The following is a 12,207-nucleotide window of genomic DNA, read 5'->3' on the forward strand; positions in this document are numbered from 1 at the left end:
TTTTCTCCTCCAATATATTAAATTGTTATATAACATTCATTTTTAGCGCACTGCTTTCAAAGCCATCAATTTAAGATGATAGGAAAACAAAAATTCACTAGCTTCTAAGAATTTTTTCGCTTCTAATGCATCCCTTCCCCATACAGTAATACCATGATTACGAATAAGGACTGCACCTGCATCACCTTTAACATATTCACTAAACTCTTTTGCTAATGTAGGAATGTGAGCATGATTATAAATGATTGGAATCGTAAACTCTGCATCTTCATCCCACAAACCATAAGCTTTTATAATTTCCTGACCTTTAAACGTGATCTTTTCATTATCACCATACAGTTCGGAAATGACATTGTTATCGACTGTATGGACATGAAGGCTGCAGCCAGCATCCGTGTTATTAAATATTTCAACATGTAACAGCGTTTCAGCTGATGGCTTTAAGTGAGTGTCATGGACCGGCTGACCGGTGCTATCTACAAGCAAAAAGTCTTCGCTCGTTTCCTTTGTTTTATCCTTTCCACTTGCCGTAACAAGAAACGAAATAGGATCACTATTCACTTTTATAGCCAAGTTACCACTTGTTCCCGGGAACCACTCTCTCTTAGCTAGCACTCTTTTTATATCAGCTAGTTCATCCCAGCGTTGTTCTAGTAAACTCACACACTCACCTCCTCAAACTGATCCAAAATGTTCACCACTTCATAAAATGTAGTAAAGGACTGATGTGGTAACTCTAAATCTATACATTTTTTTAATAACAGATCCCTGGCAATCACAAAGTCCGCCAATTTTGCAGCCTGTAAATCTGTTATTGAGTCACCTATTACGATCTTCTTCTGATTCTCATTTGTAAGCTGACGAATAAGAGACGGCTTACAGCATCCACATTCATTTGCACATAAATCATCACAGCTGTTTGGCCATTCAATTACTATTTTTTCATGAGAAAAATTAGCCACATTACAATAAATTTGATCTTCTTGAACTAATCCGTGAAGAAGAGGATAAACAAAAAAGTCAATTCCTCCACTGACAATATAAAGTGGAATATTTTTATCGATTGTATATTGAACGAACTCACTAAAGCCTGATCGGATTTCAGCATGATTAAGGATATAATCCACAATTTGCGCCTTTGATGAAGAAGGAAGTAATTGAAACATCTTGCCTACTCCTTCTTTTATGGAGATTTCCTGGGATAAAACCCCTTCTTTAAGAGCATTCCATTCAGGTGGAGCGAACTTTTTCATAATAGCTATAATGTTGTCTGTCTCAGTGATTGTCCCGTCAAAGTCACAAATAATTACTGTGTCACTCATTTGCTTACCTCTTTTGCACCCCAAAGATCAATGGCAAGCTTAAGGTTCTCACTTGTTTCGGCAGCTTGCTTTAAGGAACTACCTGAAAGGGCAGCATCTATCGCTGCTCGGAAGGCTTGTCCCCCACCAATTGTTCCATTTGGATGTCCGTGTACACCGCCACCGGCATTAATCACAGAATTGATTCCAAAATCGTTCACTAATAAGGGGACTAATCCTGGGTGAATACCTGCAGACGGAACCGGGAATGCTTGCTTTAGCCCTTCTTGTTTCAAACAGTATTCCGCAATTCCGAGCGCTTCATTTCGATCTAAAGCAACACTTCCATATGGAGATGGAAATAAAGAGAAATCAGCACCAGACATTCTAACTAGTTTTCCTAATAGTAAAGAGCTGGAAAACCCATACAAACTTGATGCTGTTGAAGCACCACTAACAGCCGGATGTGCCATAATCGGTATATTAATTTCCGGATCTTCCACTAAACTTTGCATTACATCCAAACCATATGCAAACACATTAAAAAGCAACACGCTGGCTCCGAGCTCAGTGGCCCTTTTCGCTTTGTCTCTCAGCTCAAATGTTTTTCCTGTTAAGTTTACCGCGTATAATGCTTTACGTCCTGTTTCTTCAAATACTTGTTGTAATACTTCTTTACCAGCTGCAATTCTAGCATCAAAAGGTGTTAAAGGATTCTCAAAGAGGATTTCATCATCCTTTACTAAATCAACTCCACCCAATATTTGCTGCTTCAATTGGTCTTTTAAGTAAACAAGATCTCTACCAATGACACCCTTGAAGATACTCATTAGTAGTGGTCGATCATAAACTCCTACCAAGTCACGGATCCCAGGTATACCGAATTTTGGACCTGGAAATGCTTTCTTCACCTCTTCAGATAACTCTAAATCAAGAAGCTTCACTTCCCCATCAAGAGATAATTTTCCGAAAACAGTTGTTAAAATGGCTGGTATATCATGGCTATAATTTACGCTTGGATAAGCAATTTTGATGATTCCTTTTGTAACATGTTTCCCTAAAAATTGATTTGTTTTTTCACAACTATCAAGCTGACTGACTTCTAATACACGACCTTTATGGGCTTTTAATTGTTCTTGCTCAAGCAATGGAAGATCGGTCCATGAACCAACCGTTAAACCCAATGCAATGCCTTCGGCTTTTTTGTTTAAATTACCTTTTGGATCGTGTACAAGGTATGTAGCAATAACTTCACTCACTGATAACCCTACTTTCTCAATACATCTGACATTATCTGAATCTTTCTATTAATCATACTAATTTTAACATCTTTTATTACTCTATGCCATTTGATTCCTTCTGTAAATCTTGAACATTTCGTTTCATATACGGATTTAAAATTAATACTAAAAAAGCCCCTTTGAATAGATCAAAGGAGCTTTTTGTACGTACAAATGTATAAAGCAATTTCCCTTATCTATCAGCTTATGCTGCAAGAATTAGCACCGTGCTTAACATTGTAATGTTTAAGTCGGTTGCCGGGCTTCATCGGGCCAGTCCCTCCACCTGCTCTTGATAAGAACGAACGTTCAATATATTAAATTAATAAGATTATGACAGAACAAAATATAATCTGTCAAGATTAGAAAATATTTAATTTCTTTATTCTCTCAACTGCTTCTTTTAATCTTTCTTCAGATGTAAGTAAACCAACCCTCACATACCCTTCACCATACTCTCCAAATCCAACACCTGGTGCTACAACAACATGGGCATTCTCAAGCAAAAAATCCGAAAATTCTTGAGAAGATTCAAATTGTTTTGGTACAGGTAGCCATGCAAAAAACGATCCAGCTGGTGCGGTTACTTTCCACCCGATATCAAGGCATGCTTCTATTAATGCATTTCGTCTAGACTCATATAATTCATTTAATTCTTCTACACATGTTTGCGGACTTAATAAAGCATGTGCAGCCGCTTCTTGGATTGCACTAAATACACTTACATACATATGGTCCTGCAGCAAGTTTATCGCCTCAATAACAGATGGGTTACCTACTGCAAATCCAACCCTCCAACCGGCCATATTAAATGTTTTAGAAAATGTGTATATTTCAATTCCAACTTCTTTCGCACCCTTTGTTTGTAGGAAACTTTTCGGTTTTTTCCCATCAAAGCCAATCGCACCATATGCAAAATCATGAACAACACAAATATTATGGTCATCTGCAAACTGAACAGTCTCTTCGAAAAATTCTGCTGATGCTGTTGCTCCAGTGGGATTATTCGGATAGTTAATGAACATTAATTTTGCTTGTTTTACGACATCTTTTGGCAAACTTTTATAATCCGGTAAAAACTTATTTTCCTCCAACAAAGGCATTACTTCCATTTTTGCCCGAGCTAATTCTACACCTGACCAGTAATCAGGATAACCTGGATCTGGTACAAGCACAACATCCCCCGGATTGAGAAGACATTGAGGAACCTCAACTAACCCTGCTTTTCCTCCAAAAAGAATGGCCACCTCTGATTGCGGATCAACATCCACTCCATACTCTCTCTTGTAAAAAAGAGAGACGGCTTCCTTTAAGAAGGTCTGACCCCGAAACGGAGAATACTTGTGGTAATTAGGATTCTGCACTGCCTTTTCCATCGCTTCTACGATATGTGCCGGTGTTGGCTGATCAGGATTTCCCTGCCCTAAATTAATCACATCATGTCCTTGTTCCATAATATCGTTAACTTTTTCAACAAGACTTGCAAAAAACTGCGTTGGTAATGAAGTTAATAATTCTGATTGCTTATATATTTTCATTTTTAGCACCTACTCAAAAAATTCTTGAAATTCTAGTCACAAATCATATATTGTTAGTAACAACTTGTAAAGTAAAAATTTTATAATGAAAGTGTGAACAAAATGAAATCTATCATTACATGTATTCAATTAGACATTAAATTCGGTGATCCAGACTTTAATTATCAACAAGTAGAAGAAAAGATTGCACAAGCTGTTCAACAAGAAGATTCAACAATCGTCGTTCTACCAGAGCTATGGACAACTGGATATGATCTAACTCGCTTAGATGAAATCTCTGATGAAAATGGAGAAAAAACATGCTCATTTTTGCAAAAGCTTGCAAAAAAATATACCATACACATCATCGGTGGATCCATCGCAAAAAAGAGTGACAAGCATGTTACAAATACGATGTTCATTGTGGATAATAATGGGCAGCTTATCCATGAATATAGCAAACTTCATCTATTTAAGCTTATGAATGAACATCACTACCTTACTGCTGGAAAGGAAAAAGGACTATTCGACCTTGACGGCATGAAAGGTGCTGGAGTCATTTGTTATGATATTCGTTTTCCAGAATGGATTCGTGCGCATACCACAATGGGAGCAGAGGTATTATTCGTTGTAGCAGAGTGGCCAATGCCTCGTCTTCACCATTGGAAAACGCTGCTGCTCAGCAGAGCAATAGAAAATCAATGCTATGTAGTAGCATGCAATCGGGCAGGAAGTGACCCAGATAATGAATTTGCAGGACATTCACTTATTATTGACCCATGGGGAAATATCTTAGCTGAAGCAGATGAAAATCCAGGTTTAATCTCAGCTGAACTGGACATCAACATGGTGAAACAAGTTCGCAGTCAAATCCCTATTTTCGATGACCGTCTCCCAAATTATTATCGTTAAATTTACAAATATTTAGGCAATTCTTTAGATTTACTGTTGACAAAATCTTATGAACATTGATAATATGCTAATCAAGCGTTATATTTTGCTAAAAGCATTTATACCTAAAAACAATTAAATGAATCTATTATTTTTATAATAATCTCTTATCAAGAGTTGGCAGAGGGACTTGGCCCAATGACGCCGCAGCAACCGACCATATTTCATTTTCATGAAATAAATCTGGGCAACTACCAGTAGGGCACGGTGCTAATTCCATCAGAAGGGAAACTTTCTGAAAGATGAGAGGTGCGAAGCGACGACTTCAAGCCTCTTTCAATCTGGAAAGGGGCTTTTCTTATTTTTCAGAAAAGCCTCCAACACAATTATTACTTGGAGGTCATTCAAATGTGTGCAAACAAAAAATCATCTGCATATGAACCATTAAATGAAAACGGAGCAATCGCTTTAGCAAAAAAGCTTCAGCTTTTTGAAGAGAACAGTCAATTAACTTGTAATGAAATTGGTGACGGGAATTTAAACCTTGTATTTAAAGTGAAAAACATTGAATCTGGTGATAGCATCATTATTAAACAGGCTTTACCCTATGCAAAGGTCGTTGGAGAAAGTTGGCCATTAACTTTAGATCGTTCAAGAATTGAAACAAATGCTCTTTTAAAGCAAGCGGAATTTGTTCCTCAATATGTACCTAAAGTGTTTTATTCAGATGAAGCACTTGCGATTACGATCATGGAAGATCTTTCACATTTACAAATTGCAAGAGCAGCTTTAATTGAAGGTAACGATTTACCACTTTTATCCAAACATATCGGAGAGTTTTTAGCTAAAACATTATTTTATACATCTGATTACGGTCTAAACCAGCATTATAAAAAAACATTGGTTAAACAATTTATTAACCCTGACCTTTGTAAAATTACAGAAGATCTTGTCTTTACAGATCCTTTCTTTAATCATGACACAAATGATTATGAGCAGGAGCTGCAACAAGATGTAGAAAAAATCTGGAAAGATCAAGCGTTAAAACTAGAAACAGCAAAGTTAAAACAGCTATTCCTTACCAAGGCCGAAGCACTCGTTCATGGTGACCTACATACAGGTAGTATTTTTGCTGATGAAAACGAGACAAAAGTCATCGATCCTGAGTTCGCCTATTTTGGACCTATTGGTTTCGATGTTGGGCAAGTATTTGCAAACCTTCTCTTTAATGTATTGGCTCGTAATCCCGAACATCAAGGCGTCATCTATAACCATATTGAAACGACATGGGATGTGTTTGTAACTGAATTTTCCAATGCATGGAACAAAGATGCACTCGAGATTTTCGCAAAAGTCGATGGCTATTTGGAGCATGTTTTAACTGAAATCTTTGAAGAAGCTGTCGGGTTTGCCGGCTGTGAAATTATTCGTCGTACAATCGGATTGGCACATGTTGCAGACTTAGATACAATTGAACCCTTTGAAAGAAGAATTGCAACAAAGCAAGTTGCTTTATCTTTGGGAATCGAGTTAATCAAAAACAGAAAATCAATTACATCACCACAACAATTTAAAGAATATGTAAAGCAAACTGCTGTAACAGTCAACTAAAGAATTGCAAAAGGAGTTTTACAAAATGCCAACACAAAATTTCGTTATACCTCGTTCTGTCATCTGGAAGGAAGAGTATATTTCTTTATTAAATCAACAAAAGATCCCTCAAGTCACTGAGTATCTCGAACTGAGAACAGTCGAGGATGTTTGGGAAGCTATCCAATCATTAAAAGTAAGAGGAGCTCCTGCAATTGGTATAACTGCCGCTTATGGTTTAGCATTAGCGGCTAACCAGGAAACTTCACAAACTTATGAAGCCTTTCTAAACAATCTGAAAAAACATCGTGATTATCTGGCAAGTTCAAGACCAACAGCTGTTAACTTATTCTGGGCATTAGATCGATTAATGAACAGTATAAAAGAAGTGACAAACATAGATGAAGCAAAGACAACAATCTTAAATGAAGCAAAAGCTATTGAAGCGGAAGATGAAAAAGTGTGCCAATCAATTGGAGAACATGCTCTTTCTGTTTTTAAAGACGGTGATCGGATTATGACAATCTGCAATGCCGGTTCTATAGCAACAGCTAAATACGGAACAGCTCTAGCACCTTTTTATCTTGCCAAAGAAAAAAATATAAACTTAAGTGTCTATGCCTGTGAAACAAGACCAGTTCTGCAAGGAGCACGTCTTACAACATGGGAACTGATGCAAGCAGGTGTTGATGTAACATTAATTACTGATAATATGGCAGCACATACCATTAAATCAAAAAACATCACCGCTATCATTGTTGGTGCTGATCGAATCGCCGCAAATGGTGATACTGCAAATAAAATAGGAACTTTTAATCTAGCGCTTTTAGCTAGTGCCTTCAACATTCCATTTTATGTTGCAGCACCATTATCTACATTTGATCCTGCGATTACAGATGGAAATCAAATACCGATTGAAGAACGTCATTCAGAAGAAATCACACATATTCATGGTGTTCAAGTAGCACCTGATGGTGTTAAAGTGTTTAATCCTGCATTCGATGTAACACCGAATGAATTAATCGCAGGGATTATTACGGAAAAGGGCATTTTAACTGGTGATTTAAAGGAAGCAATTTCTTCTTTATTTAATTAATAAGTAATTAATAAAAGAACAAAGTTTTCACATCGTGATTACTTTGTTCTTTTTATTAACTAATTCTTTTTTTGAAGAAGTGTGTTTTTTTCCTGTTCTGATAAAATGTGTAATTTTGATAACAAAACAGAATAAAAATACACTTTTTTAGACCGTTTCTTTTGTGCCCACATTTACCTTGCCCCTTTCTTTACCTTACGCAACTTTTTTCTCTTAATGAAATAATATGTTACAAAGTCAAAAGTGTGACAAGTTATGAATTACTCTTTAAATGTAATTTTTTCATGTGTTAATAGGGTTGCTTTCAACTCGATTTTCGTCCCCGCATAACCAGTAAGTTTTTTGTTCTTACCTATTACTCTGTGACATGGAATAAAGATTGGAAGTTTATTTGCTTTATTAGCCTGACCAATTGCTCGTACAGCATTTTTTTGTCCAATAGCTACTGCTATATCCTGATAGCTGTATACCTTTCCAAAAGGGATGTCTCTTAATCTTCCCCAAATCTTTTTTTGAAAGTCAGTTCCATTTAGTTCCATAGGTATGTCAAATTCTTTTCGTTCTCCATGAAAATACTCATGTAATTGTTGAATGGCACTCTCCAGAACATCACATTTATGTTCATGATCATGAACAATCTCTTTTCCCAATCGAAACGAATCAAATAGTTCTGTTGTTAAAAACAAGTTTGTTAGCTTGTCTTTTTTTGAGACAATCGTTAATGTTCCTAATGGTGATTCCAATAATCGATAATAATACATAAATAAAACCCTCATTTTTCTCAAGCTTTTTCGTTTACCATAAAATAACCTATTATTCTATTGTCTAATAGGTAACATAATATGAAAAGTTGTGCCTTTCCCTTCTTCACTTTCTACAACCACTTGTCCCTGATGCTCTTCAATAATTTTATAACTAACCATTAGACCAAGACCGGTTCCTCTCTCCTTCGTTGTATAAAAAGGCTGCCCTAACCGTTTGATTTTATCTTCAGAAATACCTGAACCTCTGTCTGTAATAGATACTAGAAGATTATCTTGATCTTTTTGTTTTATTTTCACGTCAATTTGACCGCCATTCGGCATAACTTCAATTGCATTTTTTAACACATTGATAAAAACTTGTTTTAATTGATTTGGTTCACAATAAATTAGCGGAAGATTGTCTTCGATATCAAGGATCATCTGAACATTGACTAGAATGGCTTGAGCGTTCAATAATTCAGTTGTTTCCTTCATGATGATACTGAGATCTTTCTCAGAGAATTTAATTGCTTGCGGCCTAGCTAAAATAAGAAACTCAGTAATAATCGATTCAATTCTACTCAACTCTGATGTGATCACATTAAAATACATAGAAAAATCATCCTTCACACTTCCCTCTAAGAGCTGAATAAAACCTTTTAATGCTGTCATTGGATTTCGTATCTCATGGGCAATTCCAGCTGCCAGTTCTCCAACAACATTTAATGTATCGGATTTCCGCAATTGCTCCTCTAATTCTCTCTTTTCTGTTACGTCTCGAAATACCGCTAGATTCATATCTTCATTTATATGATGTTTTAAAGAAATCTCTAAAATTTTCTCTGCACCATTAGAAAGAGTGTAAATGGTCTCCTGTGTTTTGGCCTCGTAAAAATCTAATTCTTCCTCCTGATAAAGATCAGCCATCTTCGAAAAAAGAATATCACAAATTTTATACGACTTTATATCACTTGAAGATAGATTCAAAATTTTCCTTGCAGCAGGATTTGCTTCAATAATTTCATAATTTTTATTAAAAAGGATGATACCGTCCATAGATGCATTAAATATATTCCTAAATTTATGCTCACTTTCTCTTAAGACTTTTTCCATTCTTTTTCTTTCACTAACATTCCGAAAGATTGTTAAATGATGGCCATCTAAAATGTCCATTTTTGAGGTGAACTCAAGTTCTTTATTTTGACCGTTCGGCATGTGAAAAAGCAACTCTTCTCTTATGGCACCTGTTTGAAAATATTCTTTTTTCACTCGTTGAAAGCTTACTGAACTCTGATCCACAAAATCTAAAATATTTCTTTGTACAAGCTCTGTCTCACTTAATTCAAACGTTCTGCTTGCGGCTTGATTTACCTTTTGAATTTGCCCATTTTTCCCCCAGATCATGATGGCATCAATGGCATTTTCAAAAACCTCTCTAAAGCGCTCCTCACTCTTGTATAGTTTCATTTCCATCGATCGTTTTTCAGTTATATCCCGCATAATCGCCATGTAAAAACCATTAATAATATTTGAAGTTGTTGTAAATTCAAAAACCTTTTTACTGCCATTTCTAAGCAGCACGGGAAGTTCACCTTTTGCACTTCCATTTTCTTTCAACATCTTCCATAGTCTATCCAATTTATAAAGATCCGGCTCATCAATAAAATCGCCTAAAACAAATGAGTTTAACTGATTCTTATTAATGTCAAAACTTGTGCAAAAGGAGCCATTTGCATCTATAAATGCTCCATCTTGATCAAATATCACAATTCCATCAACAGCCCGGTGAAATAGATCTTTAAAAAGTTGTTCATTAATTGTTCTTTCTCGTTCAAGCATTTTCTTGAATGAGACATCTTTGATCATCGCAAGATCATACCCATTTATCGCCTGCTTACGTACAGAAATTTCCAAAAACTTCACTTGTCCATTTTCTAGTTTTACGATTAATTCATTTCTGCCAGGCTCATCTTGATAGATTGCTTCCATAACTTCGCTCAATTGATTTTTTGGAATTAGAGATAGAAAATCATAAAGGCTTTTTTGACATAATTCCTTCTTTTGTAGTTGAAACATATGACATGCCGCCGAGTTTACATCAATAAATTTCATATTTTCATCAAAAATAGCTACAGCATCTAATGCACCTTCCAATATATTTTCGTGCTGCAGTAACTTAAATTTTAACATTTCATTTTCTTTTTCTAATTTAGCTAATTGTGCTTTCAAGGTAACGATTTCGAAATCCTCCATCGTTTGTTTCAATTCATTCACCCCTACCTGACTCACTTTCTTCTATAAGTTCTATTCTACAAGTTCCTTCATTGTCCTTCACCTATCTACAAAATGATAGAAAATGTTTCTTTTTAACTGTGAACGGTGTAATATATTAAAGTATTTTGTTTAAGGAAAAGAGAAATGATCAATTCACCCACATAAAAGCTGTCATCGTTTTACAAATAGATGACAGCTTTGTTACGTCCCTAATAAAAAAACTATTTTTATCGAAAGTAATGTAATAAGCTCATATTGATTTAAATTCATACAACGTTTATTTCCACCTCTTTTCGGGAATAAAAAGGATAATTTTACGATTAATTACTTCAAAGGGAATGATAAAATAATGACTAATCGTTTGAGTTATTTTGATAATGCAAAATTCTTTTTAATTTTTTTAGTTGTTTTTGGTCATATTATTAGGCCGTTTATCGATGAAAGTGATGTTATGTTGACCATTTATAAATTTGTTTATACGTTCCATATGCCAGCATTCATTTTAGTATCCGGTTATTTTGCCAAGGGATTTAATAAAAAGGGCTATGTCAGTAAAATCGCCAAAAAGCTTATTTTGCCTTATTTAATTTTCCAAGGAATTTACTCTGTCTATTATTTTGCGATTGAAAAACAAGGTGCAAGTGTTTTGGACCCATTAGATCCCCATTGGTCACTATGGTTTCTAGTCAGTTTATTCTTCTGGAATGTTTTCTTATTTGGAGCAGCAAAGCTTTCTCCGAAATGGTCATTAACTTTAGCTTTTGCGATCGGAATTGCAGTTGGATATTTTGACATAGTAAGTAATTATTTAAGCTTATCAAGAACATTTGTGTTTTTCCCATTATTTTTAATTGGTTTTTATTTAAAGAAAGAGCATTTTACGTTCCTTACTAAACCAAATATCAGAGTTATTGCCTTGTTATTGTTAACCATAACATTTGTTTCGTACTTCTACCTAGACTTTGATTATGAATGGTTATTTGGTTCAAAGCCTTATTCACAGTTTGGTGAAGTCTCCATTTTTAATGCTATTATTCGAATGGGCTTTTACACTCTAACATTGATCACGTCTCTTAGTTTCTTGGCTCTCATTCCTACCAGACATGCTTTCTTCACTGAGTGGGGTACTAGAACGTTCTATGTATATCTTCTACATGGCTTCATCATACAATATATGAGAAAAGGTGATACGATTGAGTGGTTAGGCGATTATCAAAGTATTGCTACTCTTACGCTGTTAGCAGTTTTGCTAACAACGGTATTATCAACAAAAACAGTGAAAGAAATTGCGAGCCCTTTTATTGAGTTAAAGCCATCACATATATATAATAAGCCTTTTTCATTGAATAAATAATGATATGAGACATTTTCCTATAAAGGATCATGTCTCATTTTTGTTTAAATGTCTGGTATTCCTTCCATACTGTGGTTATATACCCAATCGAAGCATTATGTTAAAATAAATAATTGATTAAAAGGTTACGCAATTTATTTTTATTAAAATCAAATAAAAGT

10 protein-coding genes and 2 riboswitches are annotated in these 12,207 nt (G+C 35.3%); of the genes, 4 read left to right on the forward strand and 6 right to left on the reverse strand.

Features of this window, described 5'->3' with window-relative positions; translation table 11 throughout:
* Window positions 1-42: 42 nt before the first annotated feature.
* The 4 genes from AC0L8O_RS14205 to AC0L8O_RS14220 all read right to left on the reverse strand — a co-directional run bounded on the left by AC0L8O_RS14205 (window position 43) and on the right by AC0L8O_RS14220 (window position 4,119).
* Window positions 43-663: a methylthioribulose 1-phosphate dehydratase gene (locus AC0L8O_RS14205; protein WP_473443183.1), complete on the reverse strand. Its 621-nt coding sequence runs from the start codon at window positions 661-663 to the stop codon at window positions 43-45.
* Window positions 660-1,322, reverse strand: coding sequence for a 2-hydroxy-3-keto-5-methylthiopentenyl-1-phosphate phosphatase (locus tag AC0L8O_RS14210; RefSeq protein WP_473443185.1), 663 nt, complete (start codon window positions 1,320-1,322; stop codon window positions 660-662). The genes AC0L8O_RS14205 and AC0L8O_RS14210 overlap by 4 nt, the downstream gene beginning before the upstream one ends.
* Window positions 1,319-2,560 (reverse strand): 2,3-diketo-5-methylthiopentyl-1-phosphate enolase, encoded by a 1,242-nt coding sequence (mtnW, locus tag AC0L8O_RS14215; RefSeq protein ID WP_473443187.1) that lies wholly within the window; start codon window positions 2,558-2,560, stop codon window positions 1,319-1,321. The genes AC0L8O_RS14210 and mtnW overlap by 4 nt, the downstream gene beginning before the upstream one ends.
* A gap of 211 nt (window positions 2,561-2,771) precedes the next feature.
* Window positions 2,772-2,883: riboswitch (SAM riboswitch) on the reverse strand.
* A 60-nt stretch (window positions 2,884-2,943) separates the two neighbouring features.
* The gene (locus tag AC0L8O_RS14220; protein WP_473443189.1) at window positions 2,944-4,119 is read right to left on the reverse strand and encodes an aminotransferase class I/II-fold pyridoxal phosphate-dependent enzyme; all 1,176 of its coding nucleotides are present in this window, start codon (window positions 4,117-4,119) and stop codon (window positions 2,944-2,946) included.
* A 102-nt stretch (window positions 4,120-4,221) separates the two neighbouring features.
* Between AC0L8O_RS14220 and AC0L8O_RS14225 the strand changes: the two genes are divergently transcribed.
* The 3 genes from AC0L8O_RS14225 to mtnA all read left to right on the forward strand — a co-directional run bounded on the left by AC0L8O_RS14225 (window position 4,222) and on the right by mtnA (window position 7,675).
* Complete coding sequence (locus AC0L8O_RS14225; protein WP_473443191.1) at window positions 4,222-5,010, forward strand: carbon-nitrogen family hydrolase; 789 nt, start codon at window positions 4,222-4,224, stop codon at window positions 5,008-5,010.
* Between the two features lie 143 nt (window positions 5,011-5,153).
* A riboswitch (SAM riboswitch) is annotated at window positions 5,154-5,298 on the forward strand.
* A gap of 99 nt (window positions 5,299-5,397) precedes the next feature.
* Window positions 5,398-6,600: an S-methyl-5-thioribose kinase gene (gene mtnK / locus AC0L8O_RS14230; RefSeq protein ID WP_473443193.1), complete on the forward strand. Its 1,203-nt coding sequence runs from the start codon at window positions 5,398-5,400 to the stop codon at window positions 6,598-6,600.
* Window positions 6,601-6,625: 25 nt separating this feature from the next.
* Window positions 6,626-7,675, forward strand: coding sequence for an S-methyl-5-thioribose-1-phosphate isomerase (gene mtnA / locus AC0L8O_RS14235; protein WP_473443195.1), 1,050 nt, complete (start codon window positions 6,626-6,628; stop codon window positions 7,673-7,675).
* A 260-nt stretch (window positions 7,676-7,935) separates the two neighbouring features.
* Here the strand turns inward: mtnA and AC0L8O_RS14240 are convergent, their stop codons facing one another.
* Together AC0L8O_RS14240 and AC0L8O_RS14245 are read right to left on the reverse strand one after the other, a co-directional pair.
* Complete coding sequence (locus AC0L8O_RS14240; RefSeq protein ID WP_473443197.1) at window positions 7,936-8,436, reverse strand: methylated-DNA--[protein]-cysteine S-methyltransferase; 501 nt, start codon at window positions 8,434-8,436, stop codon at window positions 7,936-7,938.
* Between the two features lie 57 nt (window positions 8,437-8,493).
* On the reverse strand, window positions 8,494-10,683 hold the full coding sequence (locus AC0L8O_RS14245) for a PAS domain S-box protein (protein ID WP_473443199.1): 2,190 nt from the start codon (window positions 10,681-10,683) through the stop codon (window positions 8,494-8,496).
* 355 nt (window positions 10,684-11,038) lie between these two features.
* Between AC0L8O_RS14245 and AC0L8O_RS14250 the strand changes: the two genes are divergently transcribed.
* On the forward strand, window positions 11,039-12,046 hold the full coding sequence (locus tag AC0L8O_RS14250; protein ID WP_473448892.1) for an acyltransferase family protein: 1,008 nt from the start codon (window positions 11,039-11,041) through the stop codon (window positions 12,044-12,046).
* The last annotated feature ends 161 nt before the right edge of the window (window positions 12,047-12,207 follow it).

It is taken from the genome of Metabacillus sp. KJ11-3 (assembly GCF_055808295.1).

Bases quoted from the DNA above. Each gene is read 5' to 3' on its own strand.
- AC0L8O_RS14210 (WP_473443185.1), bottom strand. From the start codon at position 1,322: ATGAGTGACACAGTAATTATTTGTGACTTTGACGGGACAATCACTGAG.
- AC0L8O_RS14220 (WP_473443189.1), bottom strand. From the start codon at position 4,119: ATGAAAATATATAAGCAATCAGAATTATTAACTTCATTACCAACGCAG.
- AC0L8O_RS14225 (WP_473443191.1), top strand. From the start codon at position 4,222: ATGAAATCTATCATTACATGTATTCAATTAGACATTAAATTCGGTGAT.
- mtnK (WP_473443193.1), top strand. From the start codon at position 5,398: ATGTGTGCAAACAAAAAATCATCTGCATATGAACCATTAAATGAAAAC.
- mtnA (WP_473443195.1), top strand. From the start codon at position 6,626: ATGCCAACACAAAATTTCGTTATACCTCGTTCTGTCATCTGGAAGGAA.
- AC0L8O_RS14240 (WP_473443197.1), bottom strand. From the start codon at position 8,436: ATGTATTATTATCGATTATTGGAATCACCATTAGGAACATTAACGATT.